Annotated in this window: 23 protein-coding genes; 12 read left to right on the forward strand and 11 right to left on the reverse strand. The window is 73.6% G+C overall.

Annotated features, from left to right (window positions below; translation table 11 throughout):
* Positions 1-281: 281 nt before the first annotated feature.
* The gene (locus ACZ466_RS26030) at positions 282-2,558 is read left to right on the forward strand and encodes an ATP-binding SpoIIE family protein phosphatase (protein ID WP_378284353.1); all 2,277 of its coding nucleotides are present in this window, start codon (positions 282-284) and stop codon (positions 2,556-2,558) included.
* Positions 2,559-2,575: 17 nt separating this feature from the next.
* Here the strand turns inward: ACZ466_RS26030 and ACZ466_RS26035 are convergent, their stop codons facing one another.
* The 3 genes from ACZ466_RS26035 to ACZ466_RS26045 all read right to left on the reverse strand — a co-directional run bounded on the left by ACZ466_RS26035 (position 2,576) and on the right by ACZ466_RS26045 (position 5,006).
* Positions 2,576-3,571: a zinc-dependent alcohol dehydrogenase family protein gene (locus tag ACZ466_RS26035; protein ID WP_378284352.1), complete on the reverse strand. Its 996-nt coding sequence runs from the start codon at positions 3,569-3,571 to the stop codon at positions 2,576-2,578.
* A 22-nt stretch (positions 3,572-3,593) separates the two neighbouring features.
* A complete protein-coding gene (locus ACZ466_RS26040) occupies positions 3,594-4,631 on the reverse strand; it encodes a class I SAM-dependent methyltransferase (protein ID WP_378284351.1) in 1,038 nt (345 codons plus the stop codon).
* A 216-nt stretch (positions 4,632-4,847) separates the two neighbouring features.
* Positions 4,848-5,006 carry a hypothetical protein gene (locus ACZ466_RS26045; protein WP_378284350.1) on the reverse strand — a complete coding sequence of 53 codons (159 nt, stop codon included), beginning with the start codon at positions 5,004-5,006 and terminating at the stop codon, positions 4,848-4,850.
* A 169-nt stretch (positions 5,007-5,175) separates the two neighbouring features.
* Between ACZ466_RS26045 and ACZ466_RS26050 the strand changes: the two genes are divergently transcribed.
* The 4 genes from ACZ466_RS26050 (at position 5,176) to ACZ466_RS26065 (ending at position 9,948) form a co-directional block, all read left to right on the forward strand.
* On the forward strand, positions 5,176-5,580 hold the full coding sequence (locus tag ACZ466_RS26050) for a hypothetical protein (protein ID WP_378284349.1): 405 nt from the start codon (positions 5,176-5,178) through the stop codon (positions 5,578-5,580).
* A 150-nt stretch (positions 5,581-5,730) separates the two neighbouring features.
* On the forward strand, positions 5,731-7,788 hold the full coding sequence (locus tag ACZ466_RS26055) for an MFS transporter (RefSeq protein ID WP_378284348.1): 2,058 nt from the start codon (positions 5,731-5,733) through the stop codon (positions 7,786-7,788).
* A gap of 136 nt (positions 7,789-7,924) precedes the next feature.
* On the forward strand, positions 7,925-9,070 hold the full coding sequence (locus ACZ466_RS26060; RefSeq protein ID WP_378284347.1) for an acetyl-CoA C-acetyltransferase: 1,146 nt from the start codon (positions 7,925-7,927) through the stop codon (positions 9,068-9,070).
* A gap of 74 nt (positions 9,071-9,144) precedes the next feature.
* Positions 9,145-9,948: an enoyl-CoA hydratase/isomerase family protein gene (locus ACZ466_RS26065; protein WP_378284346.1), complete on the forward strand. Its 804-nt coding sequence runs from the start codon at positions 9,145-9,147 to the stop codon at positions 9,946-9,948.
* A gap of 169 nt (positions 9,949-10,117) precedes the next feature.
* Here ACZ466_RS26065 and ACZ466_RS26070 read toward each other — a convergent pair whose 3' ends face one another.
* Positions 10,118-10,843 carry an IclR family transcriptional regulator gene (locus ACZ466_RS26070; RefSeq protein WP_378284345.1) on the reverse strand — a complete coding sequence of 242 codons (726 nt, stop codon included), beginning with the start codon at positions 10,841-10,843 and terminating at the stop codon, positions 10,118-10,120.
* A gap of 343 nt (positions 10,844-11,186) precedes the next feature.
* On the opposite strand from ACZ466_RS26070, the gene ACZ466_RS26075 reads away from it, so the two are divergent.
* The 3 genes from ACZ466_RS26075 to ACZ466_RS26085 all read left to right on the forward strand — a co-directional run bounded on the left by ACZ466_RS26075 (position 11,187) and on the right by ACZ466_RS26085 (position 15,140).
* A complete protein-coding gene (locus tag ACZ466_RS26075) occupies positions 11,187-13,220 on the forward strand; it encodes an acyl-CoA dehydrogenase family protein (RefSeq protein WP_378284344.1) in 2,034 nt (677 codons plus the stop codon).
* A gap of 89 nt (positions 13,221-13,309) precedes the next feature.
* Positions 13,310-14,110: a lipoate--protein ligase family protein gene (locus tag ACZ466_RS26080; protein WP_378284343.1), complete on the forward strand. Its 801-nt coding sequence runs from the start codon at positions 13,310-13,312 to the stop codon at positions 14,108-14,110.
* 259 nt (positions 14,111-14,369) lie between these two features.
* Positions 14,370-15,140, forward strand: a complete 771-nt coding sequence (locus ACZ466_RS26085) for a class I SAM-dependent methyltransferase (RefSeq protein WP_378284342.1) — start codon at positions 14,370-14,372, stop codon at positions 15,138-15,140.
* A gap of 366 nt (positions 15,141-15,506) precedes the next feature.
* Here the strand turns inward: ACZ466_RS26085 and ACZ466_RS26090 are convergent, their stop codons facing one another.
* From ACZ466_RS26090 to ACZ466_RS26100, 3 genes are all read right to left on the reverse strand, one after another.
* Positions 15,507-18,410 carry a helix-turn-helix transcriptional regulator gene (locus tag ACZ466_RS26090; RefSeq protein WP_378284340.1) on the reverse strand — a complete coding sequence of 968 codons (2,904 nt, stop codon included), beginning with the start codon at positions 18,408-18,410 and terminating at the stop codon, positions 15,507-15,509.
* A gap of 86 nt (positions 18,411-18,496) precedes the next feature.
* A complete protein-coding gene (locus ACZ466_RS26095) occupies positions 18,497-19,519 on the reverse strand; it encodes a CaiB/BaiF CoA transferase family protein (RefSeq protein ID WP_378284339.1) in 1,023 nt (340 codons plus the stop codon).
* 60 nt (positions 19,520-19,579) lie between these two features.
* Complete coding sequence (locus tag ACZ466_RS26100; protein WP_378284338.1) at positions 19,580-20,149, reverse strand: TetR family transcriptional regulator; 570 nt, start codon at positions 20,147-20,149, stop codon at positions 19,580-19,582.
* A 50-nt stretch (positions 20,150-20,199) separates the two neighbouring features.
* Here ACZ466_RS26100 and ACZ466_RS26105 point away from each other — a divergent pair, with 50 nt between their 5' ends.
* On the forward strand, positions 20,200-20,685 hold the full coding sequence (locus ACZ466_RS26105; protein ID WP_378284337.1) for a GNAT family N-acetyltransferase: 486 nt from the start codon (positions 20,200-20,202) through the stop codon (positions 20,683-20,685).
* Here ACZ466_RS26105 and ACZ466_RS26110 read toward each other — a convergent pair.
* Complete coding sequence (locus tag ACZ466_RS26110; RefSeq protein ID WP_378284336.1) at positions 20,654-21,082, reverse strand: winged helix-turn-helix transcriptional regulator; 429 nt, start codon at positions 21,080-21,082, stop codon at positions 20,654-20,656. The two genes, ACZ466_RS26105 and ACZ466_RS26110, sit on opposite strands and share 32 nt — an antisense overlap.
* A 75-nt stretch (positions 21,083-21,157) precedes the next feature.
* Between ACZ466_RS26110 and ACZ466_RS26115 the strand changes: the two genes are divergently transcribed.
* Positions 21,158-21,979, forward strand: a complete 822-nt coding sequence (locus tag ACZ466_RS26115; RefSeq protein WP_378284335.1) for an SDR family NAD(P)-dependent oxidoreductase — start codon at positions 21,158-21,160, stop codon at positions 21,977-21,979.
* A gap of 50 nt (positions 21,980-22,029) precedes the next feature.
* Positions 22,030-22,428 carry a MerR family transcriptional regulator gene (locus ACZ466_RS26120; RefSeq protein WP_378284333.1) on the forward strand — a complete coding sequence of 133 codons (399 nt, stop codon included), beginning with the start codon at positions 22,030-22,032 and terminating at the stop codon, positions 22,426-22,428.
* A 43-nt stretch (positions 22,429-22,471) separates the two neighbouring features.
* Here ACZ466_RS26120 and ACZ466_RS26125 read toward each other — a convergent pair whose 3' ends face one another.
* The 3 genes from ACZ466_RS26125 to ACZ466_RS26135 form a co-directional block, all read right to left on the reverse strand.
* Positions 22,472-23,344 carry an HAD family hydrolase gene (locus ACZ466_RS26125; protein ID WP_378284332.1) on the reverse strand — a complete coding sequence of 291 codons (873 nt, stop codon included), beginning with the start codon at positions 23,342-23,344 and terminating at the stop codon, positions 22,472-22,474.
* Between the two features lie 85 nt (positions 23,345-23,429).
* Positions 23,430-23,618: a hypothetical protein gene (locus ACZ466_RS26130; RefSeq protein ID WP_378284331.1), complete on the reverse strand. Its 189-nt coding sequence runs from the start codon at positions 23,616-23,618 to the stop codon at positions 23,430-23,432.
* Between the two features lie 133 nt (positions 23,619-23,751).
* Positions 23,752-24,411, reverse strand: coding sequence for a sigma-70 family RNA polymerase sigma factor (locus tag ACZ466_RS26135; protein WP_378284330.1), 660 nt, complete (start codon positions 24,409-24,411; stop codon positions 23,752-23,754).
* Positions 24,412-24,651: 240 nt separating this feature from the next.
* Between ACZ466_RS26135 and ACZ466_RS26140 the strand changes: the two genes are divergently transcribed.
* Positions 24,652-26,007, forward strand: a complete 1,356-nt coding sequence (locus ACZ466_RS26140) for a putative quinol monooxygenase (RefSeq protein WP_464043969.1) — start codon at positions 24,652-24,654, stop codon at positions 26,005-26,007.
* Positions 26,008-26,019: the final 12 nt, after the last annotated feature.

A 26,019-nucleotide genomic window follows, 5' to 3' on the forward strand; every position in this document is an offset into this window, starting at 1 on the left:
GTGCACGGGAAACGCCGCCCTGGACCGCTCTATACCGAAGATCTCCGCGCCGTCGTGCCGATCTCGCGTATCCCCGCGGCGACTTCGTCGTTCAATACGGAAGAGGCACGCGCGGCGTTCGCGGTGCGACGCCCGGTGAACGCGCACCCGGGGGTCGCGCGCGGGGCCGTCCGTGCCGGCGGAGACGACGACATCGGCGACGACGGCAACGGCAGCGACATCGACGGCGGGAACGGCATCGGGAGCCGGACGGCAGTGGCTTCGGTAAGCAGGGTGAGCACATGAAGCGTTGGGGGGAGTCGCCGTTCGACGCACACCTGCCGCCCGAGACCGTGCTGAACCAGATGGAGATGGCGGTCATCGTCTGCGACCGCTTCAGCAACGTCATCTACGGCAACGCCTTCGCGCGGCAGCTGTTCGGCTTCGGCGGCGACGACGTCATCGGCCAGTCGATCCTGTCCCTCGGCATCGCCGAGGAGGACCACGAGCAGGCCACCGAGCTGGCCCGGCACGTCCTCAAGGGCGGCGTGTGGGAGGGCACCTTCTGCAACCTGCGGGCCGACGGCACCACCGTCTACACCCGCGCGCACGCCGTGCCGCTGCGCCACCCGTCCGGGGCCGTCGACGGGATCGTGATCTTCGCCCGCGAGGCGCTGCGCAGCAACCAGCGCGAGCAGGACCGCTACGGCCTGCTGGAGCGCATCGGGGAGCGGCTGGCCGGCTCGCTGGAGCTGGCGACCACGCTGCGCCGGGTGGCCGACACGCTGGTCCCGCAGTTCGCCGACCACTGCTTCATCGACCTCTACAGCGGCGACCGGCTCTACCGCCGGGTGTCCCGGCACGCCGGCGACTGGGAGCCGCCGCCCGGCACCTGGGCCGAGGTCGGCGAGCCGGTGTCGTACCCGCCCGGCCACTTCAGCGCCAAGGCGATGAGCCGCCGCGACGCCGTCCTGGTCGAGGACATGGTGCAGCACCGTTTCTCCGCCCCCACCGAGTCCAGCAAGCGGCTGGGCGACGAGATGGGCGTCACCTCGGTGATCTCGGCGCCGCTGATGGTGCGGGGCGAGCTGCTGGGCGTGATGAGCATGGCGCTGTCCAACCTGAGCCGCCGTCCCGACCCGCACTACGACGGTTTCGACCGCGACCTGCTGGGCGCGATCGCCAGCCGGGTCGCGCTGGCCGTCGACAACTCGCTGCTGTTCGAGGAGGAGCGGGAGACCGCGCTGGCGTTCCAGAAGCATCTGCTGCCCGGCGAGCGGCCGCCCCGGCTGGACGGCCTGCAGATCGCCTGGCGGTACGAGCCGGCCCGCCCGCTGGAGTCGCACGGCCACGGCATCCAGACCCAGGTCGGCGGCGACTGGTACGACGTGATCCCGCTGTCGGCGGGCCGGGTCGGGCTGGTGATCGGCGACGTGGAGGGCCGCGGGGCGCGGGCCGCCGCCGTGATGGGCCAGCTGCGCGCCGCGCTGCGCGCCTTCGCCCAGGACGACAAGCCGCCCGCGGAGATCCTGCGCAAGCTCGACGAGTGGGTCCGCACGATGACCCGCCCGGAGCGGATGAGCTCGGGCTGGAACAGCGACGACCTGGTCCGCCCGCCGCTGGTGTCGTGCACCTACTTCGTGTACGACGCGTGGTCGCGGGTGCTGGAGTTCGCCAACGCCGGGCACGATCCGCCGCTGCTGATCGTCGACGGCGAGGTGAGCGACCTGCCGTTCGAGAGCGAGGGCGCCATGCTGGGCGTGCGCGCCCCGGGCATGGGCGGGGAGATCTTCTTCAGCGAGGAGACCGCCGAGCTGAAGCCGGGCGCGACGCTGGTGCTCTACACCGACGGCCTGATCGACCGGAGGGCCCGGGAGGACGGCGACTACCACTCCCGGGAGGAGGCCCGCGAGCGGGTGCGGGCCGCGGTCGCCGAGGCGGCCGACGGGGACGTGGAGGCCATCGCCAGGGCCGCCTACGAGGCCGTCCCGGGCGAGATCAACGACGATGTCGCGATCGTGGTGATCCGTACCGCCGGCGAGGAGCTGGGGGTCGAGGAGCGCACCTTCCCGGCCGAGCCGATCATGGTGTCGGAGGCGCGGCGGATGGCCGCCGACGCGTTCGCCGCCTGGGGGATGCTCGACGAGCAGGCCGAGCTGGCCTGCCTGCTGGTGTCGGAGGTGGTCACCAACGTGGTGCTGCACGCCGCCTCGACCCCGGCGCCGCGCCGCGAGCTGGTCCTGGACGGGCCGCCGCTGGTGCAGTTCAACACGGGAGACTTCGGGGCGCCCGGGCCGGGCTCGGCGGGCTACGACGAGGACGACTGGAACCTGGGCGCCGACCTGGGCCGCCGCGAGCCGCCGACCAAGGAGTTCCGGCTGCGGCTGCGGCACGGCGCGGACGCGATCTGGGTCGAGGTGTTCGACTCCGACATGCGGCTGCCGCGGATCCGCAGCGCGGGCGAGACCGACGAGGGCGGCCGCGGGCTCTACCTGGTCGACCAGCTCGCCAGCCGCTGGGGCGCCCGTCCGACCTCCGACGGCAAGGCGGTCTGGTTCGAGATCCCGCTGAGCTCCTGAGGCGCTCAGGGGGGCGCTCAGGGGACGAGGACGGCCGCTCCGGTGAAGGCCCCGGCGTCCAGGTCCCGCAGGGCGCGGTCGGCGGCGTCGAGGTCGTACACGTGCGTCGTGGCGGTCACCGGGAGCCGGGCCGCCAGCCGCAGGAACTCCTCGCCGTCCGCCCGCGTGTTGGCGGTGACCGAGCGGACCTGCCGTTCCTGGAACAGGTGGCGCTCGTAGTCGAGGCCCGGGACGTCGGTGAGGTGGATCCCGGCGATGGCGAGGGTGCCGCCGCGGTCGAGGCAGCGCAGCGCGGCCGGGACGAGCTCGCCGGCGGGCGCGAAGATGATCGCCGAGTCCAGCGGGCGCGGCGGCGTGTCGAAGGAGTCGCCCGCCCAGACCGCGCCGAGCTCCAGCGCCAGCTCGCGGGCGGCCGGGTCGCGGGTGGGGACGTACACCTCGGCGCCCTCGGCCAGCGCGATCTGGGCGGCGAGGTGGGCGGAGCCGCCGAAGCCCCACAGGCCCAGGCGCCCGCCCGGGGGCAGCTCGGCGCGGCGCAGCGCCCGGTATCCGATGATCCCGGCGCACAGCAGCGGCGCGGCGGTCACGTCGTCGAGCCCTTCGGGCAGCGTGTAGGAGAAGGCGTCCACGGCGAGGGCGTACTCGGCGTAGCCGCCGTGGGCGTCCCAGCCGGTGTAGACGGAGTAGGGGCAGAGGTTCTCGGCGCCGCGGCGGCAGAACCGGCAGGCCCCGCAGGTGCCGCGCAGCCAGGCCACGCCGACCCGGTCGCCGGGGCCGCGCAGGCAGCCGGGCCCGGCTGCGACGACCTTGCCGACGATCTCGTGACCGGGCGTGACGCCCGGCAGGTGGACGGGCAGGTCGCCCTCGGCGACGTGCAGGTCGGTGCGGCAGACGCCGCAGGCGAGCACGCGGACCAGCAGCTCGCCCGGCCCGGGTTCGGGCGTGTCGCGCTCCACGCGCCTCAGGGGCGCGTCCTGGATCGGTCCGGGTTCCTCCACTGCCCAAGCCCGCATGCCCTCACGGTACGCGCCGGACTCAGATCGGTTCCGCCGCGACATGCGCCCAGGACTGGGTGAACCACAGCTCCCCGCCGATCACGCGGGGTTTGGCGCCGGTGCGGGGGCCGCCGTCGACCTCGTCCAGCAGCGCGGCGCGGATGCGGTCGGCGGCGCGCGGGTCGCGGGCCCCGGCCAGCCACGGCTCCAGGGGGCGCTCGACGGTGAAGACGTCCAGCCGCCGGATGCTGGCGCCGGCGGAGGTGATCATGTCGGTGATGGCGGCGATGGACGGGGTGCCGGGGTGGTCGGGGTCGCGCAGCCGCTCGATCCGGTCGCGGTCGGGCTGGGCCAGGTTGCCGCGCACCAGATCGGCGATGATCAGCCGGCCGCCGGGGCGGCAGACCCGCAGCAACTCGCGCAGCACCCGGTTCGGGTCGCCGAGGGAGAACAGCGAGAAGCGCGCGGTGACGAGGGTGAAGCTGCCGTCGCGGTAGGGGAGCGCGGTGGCGTCGGCGCGGACCCGCACCGGGTCGGGCGTGCCGCGGCGCAGGATCGCCGCCCGGCCGCGCGGGGGGCGGAGCAGGTCGCCGTCGTGCGCGGTGACGGCGCTGCCCCGGCCGTCGCCGCCGTGCGGATGGTCGTGGCCGCGCGGATCACGGCCGCGCGGGGCCTGGGCGCGCGGGTCTTGGGCACGCGGGGCCTGGGCGCCGGCCTGGGCGCGGGGGTCCTGGGTGCGCGGGGCCTGGGCGCCGGCCTGGGCGCGCGGGTCCGGGCCGGGGCGGGCGCCGTGGCCCGGCGGCGGCACGGGGTCGCCGGCGATGCGCACCGGTCCGGTGCCGAACGTGACCGTCGCCATCCGCCCGCCGCCGTCGCGTCCGGCGGACCGGCGCGGCAGGGCGTCGACCGCCGTCACGTGGCGGACCTGGGGGCCGAGCGCCTCGGGCATCGGCCCCTGCCCGCGCGCGACGTCGAGGCACACGTCGTCGCCGGCGGGCTCGGTGAACTCCAGCAGCCGCCGGAGATGCGGGGCGATGGGCGCGCCGGGCTCCTCGGTCATCGTGGCCGGATGCGGCACGTCTGCTCTCCCTCGGCTCCGGGCGGCTTCGGGTGCGGGGAAACGCTCGCGCCGCCCGGGGGACCGGCCGAAGACACGGGACCGGGGGCACGAGCCGGGTTCGAAGCCGGTCTCGACGGTTATGACTCCCCGGTCGGGCCGTTTGTTCGGCTTGTCGGGCGAAAATTCTTCAACCTGAGTGGAAAAATCCACAGACAAACCGGACGGGCGTCCGGACTAGTTCATGCTGTTGCCCCAGAAGAGCAGGATCGTCAGCACCAGGACGATGAGCACGCTGGCGCGCGCGGGGATCGGCAGGCGCATCCGGCCCGCCGCCCAGCGGACGCAGAACGAGCCCAGCAGCGCGACGACGATGAGGGCGAGGATGCCTTCCATGGCCACCTTCGTTCGGGCGTTCGGAGGGATGCGCGGGTCGGATGAGGGGTGCCGTTTCCTCCCCGCAGCCTAAACGGCCGGGCCCGTCCCGGCGGTGCCCCGCGCGGAAGTAAGGACGGAGTTACCCCAAGGGTCGAGTTCCCTCCGGTACGGGGATAACCTCACCTCCGTGGCAGATGCGAAGGAAGACCAGGACCAGAGTCGCGACCGCGTCGACGAGCTCATGCTCAGCCTGGCCCGGGGCCGGGTGGCGCTGGGCGTGGTGGCGTTCGCCGCGCCCGGCCTCACCGCCAAGCTCCTGGGCGGGGCGAAGACCGCCGACGGGAGCCGCGACCTCGTCACCCGGATGTTCGCCGCCCGGGAGATCGCGGTCGGCGCCGGCTACCTGCTCAGCAAGGACTCCGACCGCAGGCTGTGGGCCCGGGTCGGCCTGGCGATCGACACCCTCGACACCGTGGGCGGGCTGCGCACGCGCAAGAACGTGCCGGTGTGGGCCTCCGCCGGGGTCCTCGCCGCCGCGGGCGGCTGCACCGCCCTGGGCGCCGCCAAGGTCGCCAAGGACATCGTCCGCTGACGGCCACCTCCGGCCGCCCGTCCTAGGCCGCCCGCCGCGGGCCGCCCGCCTCTCGTCCGCCGTCCGGCGCCCGTCCCCGCCGGACGCGGCGTGAGCCTCGATCGTCGCTGGGTAGAGACTCCCCGTACGTGATGGTATGGGGGGTTCACGATGGCCGCAGGGGCGACGGCCTGGAACGGGTCGCGGCAGACCATGCCGCACGGCCGCGACCTGTTCGTCGTCCTCGGCGCGCTGATGCTGGCGATGCTGCTGGCCGCGCTCGACCAGACGATCGTGTCGACGGCGCTGCCCACCATCGTCGGCGACCTGGGCGGGCTCAACCACCTGTCCTGGGTGGTCACCGCCTACCTGCTGGCCGCGACCGCGTCCACGCCGCTGTGGGGCAAGCTCGGCGACCAGTACGGCCGCAAGCGGCTGTTCCAGACCTCGATCGTCATCTTCCTGATCGGCTCGGCGCTGTGCGGGCTGTCCCGCGACATGCCCGAGCTGATCGCGTTCCGGGCACTGCAGGGCCTGGGCGGCGGCGGGCTGATGGTGCTGGTCGTCGCGATCGTCGGGGACGTGGTGCCGCCCCGCGAGCGCGGCCGCTACCAGGGCCTGTTCGGCGCCGTGTTCGGCGTGGCCAGCGTGGTCGGGCCGCTGCTGGGCGGCTGGTTCGTCGACAACCTGACCTGGCGCTGGGTCTTCTACATCAACCTGCCGATCGGGGCGCTCGCGCTCACGGCCGTCGCCGTGGTGCTGCACGCGCCGTCCGAACGGGAGCGGCACCGCATCGACTACGCCGGGATCCTGCTGATCGTGGGCTGGTCGGTCGCGCTGGTGCTGCTGACCACCTGGGGCGGGACTCAGTACGACTGGCTCTCCCCGCAGATCGTCGGGCTGGGCGCGCTCGCGGCCGTGCTCATCGCCGTCTGGGTGGTGGTGGAGCGGCGGGCCGCCGAGCCGGTGATGCCGCCCCGGCTGTTCGGCACCGCCACGTTCACGCTGGGCTCGGCGATCAGCTTCGCGGTCGGCTTCGCGATGTTCGGCGCGCTGACCTTCCTGCCGCTGTTCCTGCAGGTGGTGAACGGGGTGTCGCCGACGCTGTCCGGCGTGCACCTGCTGCCGATGATGGCCGGGATGCTGGTCTCCTCGATCGGCTCCGGGCAGCTGATCAGCCGGACCGGGCACTACAAGGTCTTCCCGGTGCTGGGGACGCCGATCATCGCGGTGGCGCTGTGGCTGTGCTCGCGGATGGACGAGACCACCTCCACCCTGTCCACCAGCCTGCGGTTCGCGCTGCTGGGCTTCGGGCTCGGCATGGTCATGCAGGTGCTGGTGATCGCGGTGCAGAACGCGGTGTCGTACGGGGACCTGGGGTCGGCCACGTCCGGGGTGACGTTCTTCCGGCAGATCGGCGGGTCGTTCGGCGTCGCGGTGTTCGGGTCGATCTTCAGCAGCGAGCTGGCCCGCAACACCGAGGAGCTGGTGCGGCGGGTCCGGCTGCCGCCGGGCTTCGACCCGGCGGCCGTGCAGGGCGACCCGAAGGTGCTGGACCGGCTCCCGCCGCAGGTCCGCGCGGAGTTCGTCCACGTCTTCGCCGAGTCGCTCCAGCCGGTGTTCCGGTGGGCGGTCCCGGTCGTGCTGGCGGCGTTCGCGCTGACCTGGTTCCTGCGCGAGGTGCCGCTGCGGGCCACCTCGCGGACCCGCGACTACGGGGAGGGGTTCGGGGCGGCGCCCACGGTCCGCTCGTCCCGGCACGAGATCGAGCGGGCGCTGAGCGAGCTGATGCGCCACGACCCGAAGGCGCAGGAGCTGTACGTGCGGCTCGGCGCGCTCGCGGGCGCGGTGCCCGCCGGCGCCCCGCCCCTGCCGGCGGGCAGCCTGTGGACGCTGTGCCGGGTCGCCCGGGAGGGCACCGTCCCGGGCCCCGAGCTGGCCGAGCTCGCCGGGGTGCCGGTCGAGCGGGGGCGGCCGTACGTGGACCGCCTGGTGGACGAGGGACTCGTGGAACGCCGCGAGGGGCGCGTGCTGGCCGTCACCGAGCGGGGACGCGAGGCCGCGGCGCGGCTGGTCGAGGCCCGCCGGGCCGGGCTGTGCCGGCACCTGGACGGCTGGTCGCCCGAGGAGCACCCCGAACTGGCCCGGCTGCTGTCGCGGCTGGCCCACGAGTCGCTGGGGGACGACGCCGACGGCGAGGCCGTCCACCCGGCCCGTCCGGGCTCCTGACCGGCGTGCCACCCTTGTGAGGAGCACCATCGAGACCCGGGTCATATGGCATTGCGCTCGGTGCGATGTACTCTCGTAGCGACTGACCGAATCTGACTCGGTTTCGGGACGGAACCCAACCCACATTGGAGGCGCAGTGGCCGAGGCGTACATCGTCGGCGCGGTCCGTACCCCCGTCGGCACCAAGAAGGGTGCCCTCAAGGACGTTCACCCCGCCGACCTCGGGGCCCACGTCCTCAAGGAGCTCGTCGACCGCACCGGAGTGGACCCGTCCGCGGTCGAGGACGTCATCATGGGCTGCGTCATGCAGGTCGGCCCCCAGTCCCTGGACATCGCCCGTACCGCCTGGCTGTCGGCCGGGCTGCCCGAGAACGTCCCCGGCGTGACCATCGACCGCCAGTGCGGGTCCTCCCAGCAGGCGATCCACTTCGCCGCCCAGGGCGTCCTGTCCGGCACCCAGGACCTGGTCGTCGCGGCCGGCGTCGAGCAGATGGCGATGGTGCCGATGGGCTCCTCGGTCGCCATGGCGCTGGAGAAGGGCATGCCCTTCCCGTACGGCGACGGCTGGGCCGAGCGCTACGGCAAGCAGGAGATCTCCCAGTACCGCGGCGCCCAGCTGATGGCCGAGAAGTGGGGCTTCAGCCGCACCGACCTGGAGGAGTACGCGCTGGAGAGCCACCGGCGCGGGGTCAAGGCCATCGAGGCCGGCTACTTCGACCGCGAGATCGCCCCGATCGCCGGGCTGACCAAGGACGAGGGCGCCCGTCCCGACACCTCCCTGGAGAAGATGGCCGGGCTCCAGCCGCTGCGCGAGGGCTGGGCGCTGACCGCCGCCGTCGCCTCGCAGATCTCGGTCGGGTCCTCGGCGCTGCTGATCGCCTCCGAGGAGGCCGTGAAGCAGCACAACCTGACCCCGCGGGCCCGCATCCACACCCTGACGGTCACCGGCTCGGACCCGGTCTACATGCTGACCGGCCCGATCCCCGCCACCGAGAAGGCGCTGGCCAGGTCCGGGCTGAAGATCGACGAGATCGACGCCTTCGAGGTGAACGAGGCGTTCGCCCCCGTCCCGCTGGCCTGGGCCAAGGACACCGGCGCCTCGCTGGAGAAGACCAACCCCAACGGCGGCGCGATCGCGCTCGGCCACCCGCTCGGCGCCACCGGCTGCGTGCTGATGACCAAGCTGCTGCACGAGCTGGAGCGCACCGGCGGCCGCTTCGGCCTCCAGACGATGTGCGAGGGCGGCGGCCAGGCCAACGCCACCATCATCGAGCGGGTCTGATTCCGCGCGACGGGCGAGAATACGGCGGGCGGGGCCATGGCGGCCCCGCCCGCCGTCCGCGTGCGAGGAGGGGCATGGAGACCGGGTACGAGACGATCCTGTACGAGGTGGGCGAGCGGATCGCGCGGATCACCCTGAACCGCCCGGAGGCGCGCAACGCGCTCAGCGACGGGATGATCGACGAGCTGCTGGACGCGTTCGCCCGCGCCGGGGCGGACGACGCCGTCCGGGTGATCGTGCTGACGGGCGCGGGCGACCGGGCCTTCTGCGCGGGTGCCGATCTGGGCGGTCTCGGGCGGGCGCAGCGGGACGGGCGGCCGGTCGCCGATCCGGAGGCGATCCGCGCCAGCGCCCCGTACCGGCTGTTCACCGCGTTCCCGGCGCTGGGCAAGCCGATCATCGCGCGGCTGGCCGGGCACGCGGTCGCGGGCGGGCTCGGGCTGGCGGCGGCCTGCGACCTGGTGGTGGCCGCCGAGGACGTGAAGCTGGGCACGCCCGAGGCCGGCGTGGGCCTCTGGCCGATGATGATCATGGCGATCATCAACCGGAACGTGCCGCCCAAGCAGGCGTTCAAGCTCTACTACACCGGACGCCGGATCACCGCCGCCGAGGGCCGGGACATCGGGCTGGTCACCGACGTCGTCCCGCGCGCCGAGCTGGACGCCCACGTGGACGACCTGGCGCGCGCCATCGCCGCCAAGAGCCCGCTCGGGCTGCGCAAGGGCCGCGAGGCGTTCTTCGCGATCGAGGGCCGTCCCCTGGAGGACCAGGTGGCGCACCTGCTCGGCGAGCTCGTGGAACTGGCCGGCTCCGAGGACGCCAAGGAGGGCATCTCCGCTTTCCTGGAGGGCCGCGACCCACACTTCCAAGGCCGCTGACTGGGCAGGAGGGCATCTCCGCACCTGTGCCTGGTAGGCCGCGACCCACACTTCCAAGGCCGCTGACTGGGCAGGAGGGCATCTCCGCACCTGTGCCTGGTAGGCCGCGACCCACACTTCCAGGGCCGCTGATCCGGTAGGAGGGCATCGCCGCTCCCGGGAACATGGCCTAGGAGAGCGTGAGGGTGAGGGTGCGCTGGATGCGGGCGGCGGTGGCCTGGAGGCGGTCGGCGGCCGCCTGCATCTTCGGCAGCCGCCCCGGCCGGCACGACACGGCCAGCGCGCCCACCACGGAGCCGGTGGCGTCGCTGACCGGGACGGCGGCGCAGCCCGTGCCCAGGGCGTACTCCTCCTGGTCGATGGTGAGGTCGGCGGGGGTGGCCAGGAGCCGGAGCAGCCGCCGCGGCTCGGTGATCGTGTGCGGGGTCAGGTCGACCAGCGGGTGCCGGGACAGGTAGTCGCGGCGGCGGTCCTCGCTGAGCTGGCGCAGCACGCACTTGCCGATCGCGGTGGCGTGCGCGGCCTCGTCGAAGCCGACCCACAGGTCGACCCGGGGCGTGCGCGGGCCGTCGGCGATGTCGATGATGCGGATCTCGTCGTCGACGTGCATGCCGAAGTAGGACGCCGCCCCCAGCTCGTCGCGCAGCGCGAGCAGCGTGGGGCGGATCCGGGCCAGGATCTGCTGGGTCTTGCTCTGGCCGTGCAGCGTCTGCACCCGTTCGCCCAGCACCCAGACGCCGTCCGACAGCCGCATCGCATAGCCCTCGTGCGCCAGCGTGCGCAGCAGGTGGTAGGCGGTGGCGAGGGGAAGCCCGGCCTCGCGGGCGAGCTGCTTGGCCGGCGCCCCGTTGGGATGTGACGCCACCGCCTCCATGAGCCGCAGCGCACGCTGCACCGAGGCGATGAGAGTCGGTCTCCGTGTCTCATCCATCACGCACAGCGAACCCCTCTGGCCTCGTACGGTCAAGGCCTTCGGTCACACTGATCTTATCGGAGACTTCGCGCGCTTCCAGCCGGACGGTTCGGAAAAGCCGCCGCTCTCCCGGCCGATGGTGGACGCGGTTCTGCCGCGCTGGAACGGTCCCTTTCCCGGTTCCCATTCCGGCCGGCGGGAGCGGTGTTACCGGACGCCCAAGCGGCGTCCAAATCCTGATCGGAGTCGAATGACCGGCCCGGCCCCCGGGTACGGCCCCGGATGTGATTCACGGGTGACCGCACGCCGCCGCCGAGGAGCCGGCATGAGCCAGACCAGCAGCAAGTCAACCGAGAACGGCGCTTCCGGGCCCAGCGAGACCGGGCCCGGCACGACCCGGCAAAGGGCGCGAGAGGGCGCGCGCGGGGCCGTGGACGCGCGCACCGCACGCAAGGTCGCCGAGGAGGCGCGGGAGGCCGAATGGCGCCTGCCCAGCTTCGGTAAAGGACTCTTCCTGGGCGATTTCCGGCTCGATCTCGTCCATCCCCATCCGCGGGCCGACGACGAGTCCCGGCGCAAGGGAGAGGCGTTCCTGGAGCGGCTTCGGGAATTCTGCTCCACCGAGGTCGACTCCGCCCTGATCGAACGCGAGGCGCGCATTCCGGAAGAGACCGTCCGCGGCCTTCGCGACATCGGCGCGCTCGGCATGAAGATTCCCGAGCGGTACGGCGGTCTCGGCCTCAGCCAGCTCTACTACGGCCGCGCGCTGATGCTGGCCGGCTCGGTGAGCCCGGCGCTGGGCGCGCTGCTGTCGGCGCACCAGTCCATCGGCGTGCCGCAGCCGATCAAGCTGTTCGGCACCGCCGAGCAGCGGGAGACCTGGCTGCCGCGCTGCGCCCGGGAGATCAGCGCGTTCCTGCTGACCGAGCCCGACGTGGGCTCCGACCCGGCCCGGCTGCGCTCCACCGCCGTGCCCGACGGCGACTCCTACGTCCTGGACGGGGTCAAGCTGTGGACGACCAACGGCGTCATCGCCGACCTGGTGGTCGTGATGGCCCGCGTCCCGAAGGGGGAGGGGCACCGCGGCGGCATCTCCGCGTTCGTCGTCGACATGCGCACCCCGGGTATCACGGTCGAGAACCGCAACGCGTTCATGGGGCTGCGCGGCATCGAGAACGGCGTCACCCGCTTCCACCGGGTGCGGGTGCCCGCGGCCAATCTCATCGGAGCCGAGGGCGCCGGGCTCAAGATCGCGCTGACCACGCTCAACACGGGCCGGCTGTCGCTGCCGGCGATGTGCGCCGCGGCCGGCAAGTGGGCCACCGGGATCGCCCGCCAGTGGAGCCGGGAGCGCGTCCAGTGGGGCCGCCCCGTCGGCGAGCACGAGGCGATCTCCCGCAAGGTGGCGTTCATCGCGGCCACCTCCTACGCCATGGAGGCCATGTTCGACCTGGCCGGACAGCTCGCCGACGACGAGCGCAACGACATCCGGATCGAGGCGGCGCTGGCCAAGCTGTGGTCCTCGGAGATGGCCTGGCGGGTCGCCGACGAGCTCGTCCAGGTGCGCGGCGGGCGCGGCTACGAGACCGCGGAGTCGCTCGCGGCGCGGGGCGAGCGCGGGGTGCCGGCCGAGCAGGTCCTGCGCGACCTGCGGATCAACCGGATCTTCGAGGGCTCCACCGAGATCATGCATCTGCTGATCGCCCGCGAGGCGGTGGACGCCCACCTGTCGGTGGCCGGCGACATCATCGACCCGGAGGCCAGCCGCGAGCAGAAGGCGCGCGCCGCGGCCCGCGCGGGCGGGTTCTACGCCCGCTGGCTGCCCACGCTGGTGACGGGCCCCGGGCAGCGGCCCGGGTCGTACGCCGAGTTCGGCCCGCTGGCCCGGCACCTGCGCTACGTCGAGCGCGCCTCCCGCAAGCTGGCCCGCTCGACGTTCTACGCGGCCGGTCGCTGGCAGGGCCGGCTGGAGTACAAGCAGGGCTTCCTCGGCCGGATGGTCGACATCGGCGCCGAGCTGTTCGCGATGAGCGCGGTGTGCGTGCGCGCCCACGCCGACGCCCGCGCCGGAGCCGGCGTCCCGCCGCTGGCCGGCGACTCGGCGACGGCCCCGGGCGACTCGGCGCTGCGGCTCGCGGACGCGTTCTGCCGCCAGGCCCGCGTCCGGGTGGAGGAGCTGTTCGACGGGCTCTGGCGCAACACCGACGACCTCGACTCCAAGCTGGCCCGGCAGGTCCTCGCGGGCGAGTTCACCTGGCTGGAGGAGGGCGTGCTCGACCCGTCCCTGCCCGGCCCGTGGATCGCCGCCGCCGAGCCGGGTCCGGGCGAGCGCGAGGGCGTCCACCGCTTCATCGACTGACCGGGCACCTTTCCCCGAGTGTCACCATCTGAAAACCGTCTTCCTGTGGACTGTCGGCAAGGTCGATATCTTGCAAAGATCGGTTTCGCATGGTGCTGGTGGTTTCGGTGGTGCCGGTGGGAGGAGGGCGGGCGGTGCTCAGCGTGATCGTCGACGACACCGGCGACCCGGCGTGGAACCTCGCCCTGGACGAGGCGCTGGCCCGCTCGGGCTCGCTCGCGCTCCCCGACGCCGACGCCGACGGCGCGACCGGTCCGGTGGCGCTGTTCCGGATCTGGCAGAACGCGCCGAGCGTGGTCGTCGGCCGCTTCCAGGACGTCGACCGGGCCGTGGACGTCGCCGGATGCGCCCAGGACGGCGTCCGCGTCGTCCGGCGGGCCAGCGGCGGCGAGGCCGTCTACACCGGCCCCGGCACGCTCAACTTCACCCTCGTCCAGGCGGTCGGCCCCGGCCCCGACTCCGGCTCGTCGGTCGGTCTCGGCGCGCTCGTGGCCAAGGCCGTCGAGCGGTTCGGTGTTTCGGCCGCGGCGCTCTGGAACGGGACCGTCCAGACCGCGCGGCTGCGCACCCGGCACGCCGAACTCGTGCACGCCGCGGTGCACGTCGTCCCGGCCGGGCCCGGCACCCGCCGCTACATCGCGTGCGCGCGGCGGGCCGGGCCGCCCCCCGCGCTCGGCGACCTCGGCGCCGACGTCCCCCTTGACACGGTCGCGGCGGCCGTGCTCAACACCGTCGCCGACGAATTCGGAATCCTGCGCGCCCGGCGTCCCAACGCCCTCGAACGGGCCTGCCGCGACTACCTCTTCGCCGCCCGCTACAGCGACGTGACCTGGCATCTCATGGGCGGCGCCGGCCCGTCCAGCCAGGCCAGGGCGTGCACCGGACGGTGATCCGGGCGCGTCCCGGGAACGCCGGTGCGGCGACGTGCCGGGGGTGAAAAAGCGCGCCTGCGGCGCTTGGAGGCGGTCCCTGTGGATAGACTGACGCGACCTTGCGCCTGAGAACCGGCCTGGCCCCGCAGAGGTGTCGGCCCGCCGGTCGGGCGAACGCCAGGCTGAACGCCAGCGAGCGACGAACGCACCCAGCGAGCGGGAAGTAATGCAGTCACCAGGTCAGAAGAAGTCCATCACCGGTACCCTCCTCAACCTCGTGAGCAGCGGCGGCTCACGCACACAGCGCGCGGCGCCGGCCGCGGGGGACGGGGAGCTCGTCCAGCCGGCGGCCGGGGAGGGCGCGCTGGAGAACCACCTCGGCGGTGACGAGGCCCGCAACTACCGCAAGTACGAGTACGAGACGGTCGCGCCGTACGTCGGCCGCTCCCTCCTGGAGATCGGCTCCGGTCTCGGGCACTTCTCCGAGCAGTTCGCCGGCCGGCTCGACTACCTGGCCGTCAGCGACAACGACCCGTACTGCGTGGGTGAGCTGCGCAAGCGCTACGCCGACAACGACGACGTCGAGGTCCTCGACCTGGAACTGCCCGCCGAGGTCGGCATCCGGCAGAAGGTCGACACCGTCGTCATGATGAACGTGCTGGAGCACATCAAGGACGACGCCCAGGCGCTGCGCGACCTGGCGGCGGTCACCAAGCCCGGCGGCCGGATCGTCATCTGGGTGCCCGGCTACATGCAGCTCTACGGCGACTTCGACCGCAAGGTCGGGCACGTGACCCGCTACACCCCCGCCACCCTGGCCGCCTCCGTCCGCGAGGCCGGGCTGCTGCCGGAGGTGCTCAAGCCGATCAACTTCCTGGGCGGCATCGCCTGGTGGGTCGCGGTCCGCCGGGGCAGCGTCGGCTACCCCGACCCGCGGCTGGTGAAGATCTACGACCGCACGGTCGTGCCGCTGACCCGCGGCATCGAGCGGGTCGTCCGGCCGCCGTTCGGGCAGACCGTCTTCTGCGTGGCCCGCGTCCCGCGCTGACGCCCGGCTCCTCAGACGCTCCGCAAAGCCCCGTGCCGTCCTGCAGGTGCGGGGCTTTCGGCGTGCCCGGGAGTGGGTGGCGAATAGGTATGCGTATCGGGATGTCTCCCGATGCCTCTCGGTATCCCTAGGCGGCCAGGATGGGAACCGGCCGGACGGGGTACGGGCCGTTCCTCCAGGCGGGTGAAGTACCGCGTACTTCCGCGGCGCGCGCTCCAGAAGGCCGGCCACTGTAGTTCCCGTGTGGCCCGGAGGTCCGGTGACGGGGGCCCGGGAGGGGAGGCCCCGGTCGCCGGCCTTCGCCTCGAAGCTCCGGTCGGTCCCGGCGGGGCAGCCCCCCGGGACCGACCGGCCAGGCCGCGGGCCTCAGCCCGTGCGGGTGGGCTGGAAGAGGCCGAGGCGGTGCGCGGTGGCCGCGGCCTCGCCGCGGCTCCCGACCTCCAGCTTGGCCAGGATGTTGGAGACGTGCACGCTGGCGGTCTTCACCGAGATGACCAGGGCCGCGGCGATGTCGCGGTTGCTCTGCCCCTCCGCCACCAGCCGCAGCACCTCGAACTCGCGCGGCGTCAACCCCAGCGGGGCCGCCTCGTCCCGGCGCCGCAGCCGCCGCCCGCACTCCGCGATCCGCTCGCACAGCGGCCGCGCCTTCAGCTCGCCCGCCAGATCGGCGGCACGGTCCAGCCGCTCGGCCGCGGCGCCGTGGTCGCCGCGCGCCAGCGCCGCCTCCGCGGCCCGCAGCAGCGCCTCCGCCCGCTGGTACGGGCGCCGCAGCGCCTCCCAGGCCGCCGCCGAGGCGTCCCAGACCTCCGGGTCGGGCTCGTCCAGCACCCGCGTGGCCTCCGCCTCGAACGCCCGCTGGTACGCCTCCTGCGCCGGGCTGCGCGTGTCCAGCCCCGCCACCCTGGCCCGGAGTTGCGGGAACGCCGCCGCGCCGTCGATCGTCGCGGCGTCCCCGAGCTCGGCGCACGCCGCCGCGCCGATCACCAGGACCGGCCACGCGTACCGGCTGTCGTCGGGCAGGCCCGGCGTCGCGATCACCCCGCGGACCGCCGCCAGCGCCGCGTCCGGCCGGCCCTCGGCCATCCGCACCTGCGCCTCCAGCCGCAGCGTGGCGAAGAAGTCCTGGGTCTTCAGCCACTTCATCTTCAGGTCCATGATCTCGCGGGCCTCGGCCAGCCGGTCGCGGGCGGTGGCCAGGTCGCCGAGGGCCAGCGCGACCTCCCCGTCCAGCACCACCAGCGAGGTGCGGATGGTGATCGCCGGGTCCTGCTCCATGGCCTGCCGCAGCACGGTGCGCGCCTCGTCCCAGCGGCCCAGCGACACCAGCGGCTCGGCCCGGTTGATGCCGAGGAACGTGCCCTGCGTCCGGGCCACGCCGTACTCGCGGGCCAGCTCCATGCCGCGGTGCGCCACCTCGACGGCCTCCTCGTGCCGTCCGGCGCCCTCCAGGAAGTGCGACTTGATCACGGCGACCCGCAGCAGCGAGCGGGGGCTCCCGGCGCGCCTAGCGCGCTCCTCCACCTCCGTCAGCGCCGCCTCGTCCGCGTCGTAGTCGATGTCGACGCAGAACAGGGTGGTCCGCGCGTCCACCTCGGCGGACAGCGCGCCGATCCTCTGGGCGATCTCCAGCGACTCCGCCGCCGCCCTCCGCGCCACCTCGATGTCGGTGGTGAGGCGCACGTAGGTGGCCAGCGTGGACAGCGTCCGGGCCCGCAGCTCGGTCGGCGGGTCGGGCGGGATGCAGCGCACCGCCTCCTGCAGATCCTCCACGAAGCCGGGCAGCGCCATCTGGTGGCGCATCCGGCCGCGCAGCTCCAGCAGGGCGGCCCGCCGCGGGCCGGTGCCCTCGCCCGTGCCGGTGGCCTTCAGCGCGCTGGTCGCGAGCTTGATGCCGCGGTCGAACTCGCCCGCCAGGTCGGCGGCGATCGCGGCCTGCTCCAGCACGTCCAGATGCGCCGCGCCGATCCGGTCGGGCGCGTCCGGCACCCGCTCCCACAGCTCCAGGACGCGCCAGAGCATCGCGAGCTGCTCGGCGTACGCCAGCGCCTTGCGCGCCTCGCCCGCCGCCCGCCACGCGCTGACCAGCGCCCACGTCGCGTCGTGCGCGGACAGCCAGTGGTGGCTCAGCTCCACCCACAGCCGCCGCGCCGGGACGAGCCCGGGCTCGCCCTCCAGCGCCTGCGCGTACCGGGTGTGCAGGCGGGTGTGCTCGCCGGGCAGCAGGTCGTCGTGGATGGCCTCGCGGATGAGGGCGTGCCGGAACGCGTACCCGTCGCCGTCCACGACCAGCACGTTGGCGGCGACGGCGGGACGCAGCACCCGGGTCAGCCGGGCGTCGTCCAGCCCGGACACCGCCGCCAGCAGCGCGTGCTCGATCCGGGTGCCGCCGCCGCTGGCGTCCCGCAGCACGTCCTGGGTCTCCTCCGGCAGCCGCTGCACGCCCGCCAGCAGCAGGTCGCGCAGCGACTCGGGCAGCTCGCCCTGCTTGCCGCCGTCGTCGGCCTCCAGCAGGAACTCCACGAACAGCGGATTGCCCTCGCTGCGCGCGTGGATCCGCTCGACCAGCGCCGCGGGCGGCTCCTCGCCGCGCAGCCCGGCCACCATCCGGGACACGTCGCCGCGCGACAGCCGGTTCAGCTCCAGCCGCCGCACCCGGTCCACGCGGGCCAGCCCGGCCAGCAGCGGCCGCAGCGGATGGGCGCGGTGCAGCTCGTCGGTGCGGTAGGTGGTCACGATCAGCAGCGGCGCGGTGTCGGCGTTGCGCACCAGGAACGCCAGCAGGTCGCGGGTGGACCGGTCCGCCCAGTGCGCGTCCTCGATGACCAGGACGACCGGGCCGCGCTCGGCCAGCCGCTCCAGCAGGATCAGCACCAGCTCGAACAGCCGCGCGCGCTCCTCGGCGGAGGCCGCGTCGGTCTCCGGCTCCCCGAACTCCGGCAGCAGCCGCGCCAGCCCGGCGGTGTCGCCCCGGGGCAGCAGCTCCGCCACGCCCTCGATGCCGATGTCGCGGACCAGCCCGCGCAGGACGGTGGTGAACGGCGCGAACGGCAGGCCGTCCGACCCCAGCTCCAGGCACCCGCCGACCAGCAGCCGGACGCCGGCGTCCCCGTTCCTCACGGTCGCGGCGAACTCGCGGATCAGCCGGGTCTTGCCCAGCCCCGCCTCACCGCCGACCAGCACGGCGCCGGGCGCGTGGGCGAGCGCCTCCTCGAGATCTCCCAGCTCGGCCGACCGGCCCACCAGCACGGGACTCAGCACGCGCGCGGTCACGCTGTGTAACCCGCTTGCTCCTCCGACTCGCTCACCCATCCAGCATGCCAGGTGAATACGACGAAACGTTACGAAATATCTGGCGGTTACCAGCCCTGGCCGCGGTGTTCGTCCAGCTCCGCGACCGGGCCGGGGGGAAGGCCGGGATGGACGGCGGTACGGAACGGCGCCCCCACCGTCCCGTCCCCGATCACGCCGCGGGCCTGGAAGTGGTGGTGCGCCATCATCTCCGCCCTGGCCAGCACGGGTGCGACGGGGGCGCCCGCCGCGTCCAGCAGGTCGACGGCCTCGTCGCGGCCGAGCCGGGCGATCGCGTCCGCCACCGCCGCGTCCAGCTCGCGGACCCGGCCCAGGCGCTCGGCGAACGGCACGTCCACGTGCTCGGTCAGCCCGAGCGCCCGGCACGTGGCCGCCCACAGCCGCTCCTCCGACACCACGCCCAGGGCGACCTGCCCGCCGTCCTTGGCCGTGTACACCCCGTAACCGGGGACGGGCCCGCCGCTCCCCGCCGTGGGCATCTCCGGGGCGGTGCCCACCCAGTGCGCCATCACGTCGGCCATGCCCAGATCGACGCGTTCGCCGATTCCGGTCGCGCGGGCCTTCAGGCAGGCGGCGCTGATCGCGAACGCGGCCATCGTCGCCGCCGCCATGTCGGCCACCGGGAGCTCGTGCGAGGGCGTCCCGTCCAGGAGGGCGCCCGCGTAGGCGCGGTAGTTCACGTCGTGGCCGGGCACCGCGGACAGGGAGCCGTCCGCCCCGTACCCGGACAGGGAGCAGTAGACCAGGCCCGGGTTCAGCGCCAGCAGCGCCTCGTGCCCGACGCCGAGCCGGTCCGCGACACCGGGCCGGAACCCCTCGACGAACACCTCGGCGCCGGCCGCCAGATCGAGGCAGCGGGCCCGTCCGGCCGCGTCCTTGAGATCGAGCGCGATCGACCGCTTGTGCTGGTTGAGCAGGTCGAAGTGGCCGCGGAACATCCGCATCGGCTCGCCGCCGGGCGGCTCCACCTTGATCACGTCCGCGCCCTGCTGCGCGAGCAGCTGGGTGGCGTACGGCCCGGGCCGCCACATGGTCAGATCCAGCACCCGAAGCCCGTCCAGCAAGCCCATCGGCCCTCTCCCGTACGCCGCGTCGATCAACGACCACGCTGGCGTGCCGGGAGCCACTAGTCAAGCGAGCGCTTGGTTCCCGTGCAGCCGGGCGCGCACCGCGGCGGTGACGCGCTCCTCGTCGCCGGTGGCCAGCAGGTCCAGCAGCGCGCCCCGCAGGATCGCCAGGACGGCCGTCCGGTCCCGGGCGCCGTCGCGGTCGGCGGGGTCCTGCATCGTGGCCAGCACCGCCAGCCAGTCGTCGACGGTCGCGGCGGCGAACCCGGCCCACGGGCCGTCAGGGTCGATCAGCGAGCGGGCGTACCCCTCCACCCAGAGCCGCAGCAGCGACCGGCGCCGGGGATCCGAGAGCCAGTCCCAGAGCAGCCCGGCCGCCTCCTCCAAGGCGTACGGCCCGCGGCCGATCTGCTCGAGCAGCTCCAGTTCCTCGCTGCGCGCCCGGGCCAGCAGCGCCCGCACCAGGCCGTCCTTGCTGCCGAACAGGTAGAGCAGCACCCGCGGGCTGGACCCGATCGCCGCGGCCAGCGGGCGCAGCGACAGATCGGCCAGGCCGTGCGCCAGGACGTACCGGTAGGCGGCCTCCAGCAGCTCGTTCCGCCGTGCCGAAGGAGCGGTCTCGTCGCTGGCCATGGTGTTATCGTAGTCTGACTGAAACACTCGTTTCAGTCGAGGGAGTGATCATGACCGACTCCGCCGTACGGCGCCTGGGCGAACCCGGAGACCTGGGCTGGGTGGTGCAGGCCCACGGCGAGATCTACGCCGAGCAGTTCGGCTGGAACCACGAGTTCGAGGCCCTCGTGGCCCGGATCGTCGCCGACCACGCCGGCTCCGGCGACCCCGCCCGCGAGACCGCCTGGATCGCCGAGGTCGACGGGCGCCGCGCCGGCTGCGTCTTCTGCGTGGCCGACGACGACCGCACGGCCAGGCTGCGGCTGCTGCTCGTCCACCCGTCCGCCCGAGGCCACGGCCTGGGCGCCCGCCTGGTCGACCAATGCCTCGCCTTCGCCCGGACCGCCGGCTACGCCGAGATCACCCTCTGGACCAACGACGTCCTGACCGCGGCCCGCCGCATCTACCAGGTCGCCGGCTTCCAACTGGTGGACCAGGCCCCCCACCACAGCTTCGGCAAGGACCTCAAAGGTCAGAACTGGGCCCGCCCCCTCTGATCCGCTCGGCACGGGCCTTGGCGATCTCCGGTTCGTGCAGGACGGCCCAGTCGGCCAGTGCGGAGAGGGGCTCCAGAAGCGTGCGGCCCAACGGGGTGAGGCTGTACTCCACGCTGGGCGGCACGGTCGGGTGGACCTCCCGGTGGACGAGCCCGTCGGTCTCCAGACCGCGCAGCGTACGGGTCAGCATCCGCTGGCTGATCCCCTCGATCGCCCGATGCAGCTCGTTGTAGCGGTAGGAGCGCCGGCCCAGCAGGATCACCAGCAGCATGCTCCATCTGTCGCCCACCCGCCTGAAGACCTCCCCGACCGGGCACGCGGCGAACTCGTCTAGCGGCACCGGCCGCGGCAGCTCGTGCGCGACGACGGAGGGAACATCGGTGTGCGTACCGGACATCGAAGTGCCTTCTTTCAGCCTCCCGGCCTGGCCGCCCATGATCGGGACCAGTGGAGTCAAGCCTAGGGAGGCACCGTGCCGAAAACCGTGATCATCAGTGGCGGGACGGACGGGATGGGCCGCGCCACCGCCCTGGAGCGGCTGGCCAGGGGCGACCGCGTCACCGTGATCGGCAGCAGTGAGGCCAAGGGGCGGGCCCTGCTGGAACGGGCGTCCAGTCCCGATCTGCACTTCGTCCGCGCCGACCTGTCCTCGATCGCCGAGGTCGAACGCGTCGCCGCCGGCATCGCCGAGCGGCACGACGCGGTCGACGCGCTGGCGCTGTTCGCCAACCGGGTGAACCCCAAGCGCCGGGAGACCCCGGACGGGCTGGAACGCACCTTCGCCCTCTACTACCTGAGCCGCCACCTGCTGGGCCACCGGCTGCGCCCGCTGCTGGACGCCGCCCCCGCCCCCGTGATCATCAACGTGGCCGGCGTCGGCAACACCGCCGGGCGGATCCACTGGGACGACCCGCAGCTGACGCGCCGCTACGGCCAGGTCCGCGCACAACTCCAGGCGGGCCGGGCCAACGACCTGCTCGGTGTCGCGTTCGCCGATACCGGGAGCCGGGCGCGGTACGTCCTGTACCACCCCGGGTTCACCCGCAGCGGGGTGGACGGCCACGAGAACCCGGCGGTCCGTAGTGGGCTCAAGCTGCTCGCCAGGTTCTTCGCCCGTCCCGTGGCGGACGCGGTAGGGCCGATCGTCGAGTGGATCGACCGTCCCCCGGCCGAGCCGCTGCACGCCGTCGACCGGGGCAAGCGGGTCGACCCGTCGCTGAAGACCCTCGACCCGGACGACGCCGCCCGCCTCGCCGCGTACACCGAAAAGCTCCTCCAGAGCCTCGGTCCGTGACCGGCGCCGCCGTCGGGATACGGTGAGACCCGACATCAGTGGAGCGGCGGATGCGCATCGGAGAACTGGCCCGGCGCACGGGAGTGAGCGAACGCTCTCTGCGCTACTACGAGACGCAGGGGCTGCTGGCCGCCGACCGTACCGGGGGCGGCCACCGCGACTACCCCGACGGCGCGGTCGACCGGGTCATCCGCATCCAGGAGCTCTTCGCCGCCGGGCTCGGCAGCAAGAAGATCGCGCAACTGCTGCCCTGCATGCGGGACGCGGACGGCGGCCCCTCCGAGATCGCCACCCCGCGCCTGGTCGCCGACCTCGCCGCCGAACGCGACCGCATCGACCGGATGATCGGCGACCTGAAACGCTCAAGGGACGTCCTGGACGAGGTCATCGACACCGCCTCCGACCGGGGCGCCCAACGGGAGAGTCCGTCCTCACTCAACTCGGGCTGACCCCTAGGGCGCCCGAAACCCGGGCGATGGAGGGAGCCCGGGGTCAGGTGCGGTAGTGCTTGCGGAGGGCTATGCCCGCCGCCACGCCGCCGGCCAGGGCGCCGGCGCCGGCCGCGGCGGGAAGGGCGACCATGGTGACCTTGCGGCCCGTGCGGAAGTCGTGGACGGGCCAGCCGTTCTCCTTGGCGTGGTCGCGGAGGGCCGAGTCGGGGTTGACGGCGTGCGGGTGGCCCACGGCGGTGAGCATCGGCAGGTCGTTCACCGAGTCGCTGTAGGCCGAGCACCGGGACAGGTCCAGGCCCTCGCGCTGCGCCAGCGCGCGGACGGCCTCCGACTTCGCCGGGCCGTGCAGGAGGTTGCCGACCAGGCGGCCCGTGTAGACGCCGTCGCGGGTCTCGGCGACGGTGCCCAGCGCGCCGGTGAGGCCGAGGCGGCGGGCGATCGTCCGGGCCACCTCGATCGGCGTGGCCGTGACCAGCCACACCTGCTGGCCCGATTCGAGGTGCTCCAGCGCGAGCGAGCGGGTGCCGTGCCAGATCCGGTCGGCCATCACCTCGTCGTAGATCTCCTCGCTCAGCCGGACCAGGTCGTCGACCTTCTGGCCGGCCACGAAGGCGAGGGCGGTCTCGCGCGCGCTGTGGATGTGGTCGGCGTTCTCCGCGCCGCGCAGCCGGAACGACGCCTGCCCCCAGGCGAACATCGCCAGGTCGCGCATGGTGAACAGCTTGCGGGACGCCAGGCCGCGCGCGAAGTAGTAGATGGACGCGCCGCGCATCATCGTGTTGTCCACGTCGAAGAAGGCCGCGGCCGTCGGATCGGGCTCCGGCAGCGCCCTCGGCTCGTCGGCCGCCGCGGCGGCCACCTCGCCCGCGTTCACATAATTCTCGTCCTTGGCGCGCTGCCAGAATCGCCGCATGCTCCCAGAGCCTAGTCAACGGGCTTGACGGGGCCCTGTCGCCGGCCTGAATTGCGAGCGCTGTGTCGCAAAGTCCCGGCAGGTTTCAGGACGCGGCGTGGTCCGGTGTGCCGTGGTCGGACGCGGCGCGGTCGGGCGCGGCGCGGTCCGCGGCCGCGGCCACGAGTCGTTCACGCAGCCCGGCGCGGAAGTCGGGATCCGGTCCGGCGCCGTGCACGCGGAGTCGTTCCAGCGTGCTGACGCTCGCGGTGGTCCTGATCCGCCTCGTTCTCATGGCAGCCCCCCATGCGAATGCGGTCTCGCCTCCCAAAACGAGGGGGCGGCGCGGCGGTTACGGGCTGTGCGCAACAAGCCGTGCAACTTTCGCGGACGCGCCGTACGGCCCTGCCCGCGCAGTGAGGCCGCGGTTACGCGACGGGCAGGTCGGCGGGCAGCATCCGGGCCAGCGAGCGCACCGCCCGGTACTGCAGCGCCTTGATCGCCCCGGTCTTCTTCCCCATGACCAGCGCGGTCTCGGCCACCGACAGCCCGTGCAGGAAGCGCAGGACCACGCACTCCTGCTGCTCGGAGCCGAGGTCCCGGACGGCCTCCAGCAGCGTCAGGTTGGTCATCGAGTCGAGCACGACCCGTTCAGGGCCGTCCTGCGGCATGCCCGGGGGCTCCAGCAGTTCGGCGGTGCAGATCTCCAGGCGGTAGCGGCCGGACTTGAAGTGGTCGGCGACCAGGTTGCGGGCGATCGTGACGAGCCAGGCGCCGAAGTCCTTGCCCTGCCAGCTGAACGACGGCATCCGCCGCAGCGCGCGCAGGAACGTCTCGCTGGTGAGGTCCTCGGTGAGGGGGTGGCTGCCCACCCGGTAGTAGACGTACCGGTAGACGAGGTCGACGTAGTGGTCGTAGAGGGCGCCGAACGCCTCGGCGTCGCCGTCCCGGGCCCGCAGCACGAGCTCCTTGAGCGCCTCGGAGGGCCCGGCGCCGTCGGCCTCGCCGCGGCGGGCGCCGCGCCGGAGGTACTGCGGAAACGGCCGGGAGTACGTCGCCGCTCGGGCGTCGAGGGTCAGGCTGCTCATGCAGTTCTCCTCGGGGCTTACGCGACCTCCGGCATGGAGTGCCACTGTAGGTACTCGCGGCTGTGGCAGGCAATGGTGGTTTCGGCGCGAACTCCCGGCCTGTGACCGTCACCGGAGACGGACTTTCACCTCACAACGCCGCGGGACGGGGAGCGGTTACCCGTAGGCGTCCCGCATCGGGCACCATGGGGCGCGATGGTCGACGCTCTTCTCGCGCTGCCGGCGACCCTGGGTGCTTTAGTGGCCACCGGGTTGCTGGTCCAGCGCGCCCACAAGGACCGGCAGCTCTACCTGATCGCGTGGTCGGCGACGCAGGTCGGGCTGTCGCTGGCGCTCATCGCGATGACGCTGGGATTCCTCATCGGCTTCAACGGCCCGCTGTTCCGGATGACGGAGCTGGGCGCGGCGCTGCTGGCGCCGGTGTGGCTGGCCCTGGGCATGATCGAGCTGATCGCCCGGTACGTGCAGGTGCGCTTCGGCGCGTGGCTGTTCGCGATCTCCTACAGCATCATCGCGGTGGTCATCCTGCTGGTCGATCCGACGAAGGGCTCGTTCACCAAGAAGCTGCCCAAGCCGGGGCAGACCTACGACGCGCTGCCGCTGCTGCTCATCGACGGCGCGCACGCGATCGCGGTGATCGCGCTGGTGGCGTGCCTGGCGGTGACGGCGCTGCTGGCGAGCAAGCAGGACCGCGCGGCCGCCGATCTGCTGATCCCGATCGCGCTGGTCGCGCTGGCGGCGGTGCTGGTCGTCGGCGGCACCCGCGGCTTCCTGCCCGGCGCGCTCGCGGTGATCGCCCTCGGAGGCGCCGCCGGCCTGGTCTGGTACGGCGCGATGCGGACCGTCCCGGTGTACGACGAGGAGGCGTACGCCGACGGCGAGTACGACGAGCCCGCCACCGGCTACGAGGAGGCCGGCTACGCCGATCCCGGTTACGCCGACCAGGGGTACGCGCACCAGCAGCAGGGGTACGCCGCCGCGCCGACCCCGCCCGAGACGCGTTCCGAGCGGCGCGCCCGCAAGCGAGGGGAGCTGAGGTTCCCCGACCCGGCGCCGGGGGAGGAGCCCGCGGGGCGTTTCGCCGAACAGTCCCCCTCGGCCACCGCCAACGACGACCTGCGCGCGCTGATCCCCGAGCAGGCGGCGGTCCCCGGGGTGCCGGGGGCGCCGGGCGGCGGGGCCGACCTGTCCGCCGCGTGCGGCCAGATCACCGTCTACACGCTGCTGGACGGCCGCGAGGAGGCGTTCGACCGGCAGGCCGGGGAACTGGTGCAGGCGGCCCGCACCGCCGAGCCGGAGACGCTGATCTTCGCCTGCCACGAGGTGGTCAACGCGCCCACGCAGCGGATCTTCTACCAGCTGTTCCGGGACGAGGCCGCGTTCGCGGCCCACCAGCGGCAGGCGCATCTGCGGCGCTTCAACGCCGAGTCCCGGACGCACGTGCTGGCCACCAACGTCATCGAGTTGAAGCTGGGCGCGGCCAAGCTGCCGCCGCTGCCGTCCGGCCCCGGTGGCCCCGGCCCCAAGCCCGGGCGCGGCCCGGGCACCGGTCCGCACCGCGCGGCGCCCGCCGCCCCCGAACGGCCGATCCGGTGAGCGCCCCCGTGG

This window comes from Actinomadura rugatobispora, from assembly GCF_055379765.1.

Excerpts from the sequence above, each read along its gene's own strand:
- ACZ466_RS26135 (WP_378284330.1), bottom strand. The coding sequence starts at position 24,411 with ATGAGCAGCCTGACCCTCGACGCCCGAGCGGCGACGTACTCCCGGCCG.
- ACZ466_RS26045 (WP_378284350.1), bottom strand. The coding sequence starts at position 5,006 with ATGGAAGGCATCCTCGCCCTCATCGTCGTCGCGCTGCTGGGCTCGTTC.
- ACZ466_RS26080 (WP_378284343.1), top strand. The coding sequence starts at position 13,310 with ATGGTGCTGGTGGTTTCGGTGGTGCCGGTGGGAGGAGGGCGGGCGGTG.
- ACZ466_RS26030 (WP_378284353.1), top strand. The coding sequence starts at position 282 with ATGAAGCGTTGGGGGGAGTCGCCGTTCGACGCACACCTGCCGCCCGAG.
- ACZ466_RS26125 (WP_378284332.1), bottom strand. The coding sequence starts at position 23,344 with ATGCGGCGATTCTGGCAGCGCGCCAAGGACGAGAATTATGTGAACGCG.
- ACZ466_RS26095 (WP_378284339.1), bottom strand. The coding sequence starts at position 19,519 with ATGGGCTTGCTGGACGGGCTTCGGGTGCTGGATCTGACCATGTGGCGG.
- ACZ466_RS26055 (WP_378284348.1), top strand. The coding sequence starts at position 5,731 with ATGGCCGCAGGGGCGACGGCCTGGAACGGGTCGCGGCAGACCATGCCG.
- ACZ466_RS26110 (WP_378284336.1), bottom strand. The coding sequence starts at position 21,082 with ATGTCCGGTACGCACACCGATGTTCCCTCCGTCGTCGCGCACGAGCTG.
- ACZ466_RS26065 (WP_378284346.1), top strand. The coding sequence starts at position 9,145 with ATGGAGACCGGGTACGAGACGATCCTGTACGAGGTGGGCGAGCGGATC.
- ACZ466_RS26035 (WP_378284352.1), bottom strand. The coding sequence starts at position 3,571 with ATGCGGGCTTGGGCAGTGGAGGAACCCGGACCGATCCAGGACGCGCCC.
- ACZ466_RS26105 (WP_378284337.1), top strand. The coding sequence starts at position 20,200 with ATGACCGACTCCGCCGTACGGCGCCTGGGCGAACCCGGAGACCTGGGC.
- ACZ466_RS26100 (WP_378284338.1), bottom strand. The coding sequence starts at position 20,149 with ATGGCCAGCGACGAGACCGCTCCTTCGGCACGGCGGAACGAGCTGCTG.
- ACZ466_RS26130 (WP_378284331.1), bottom strand. The coding sequence starts at position 23,618 with ATGAGAACGAGGCGGATCAGGACCACCGCGAGCGTCAGCACGCTGGAA.
- ACZ466_RS26075 (WP_378284344.1), top strand. The coding sequence starts at position 11,187 with ATGAGCCAGACCAGCAGCAAGTCAACCGAGAACGGCGCTTCCGGGCCC.
- ACZ466_RS26120 (WP_378284333.1), top strand. The coding sequence starts at position 22,030 with ATGCGCATCGGAGAACTGGCCCGGCGCACGGGAGTGAGCGAACGCTCT.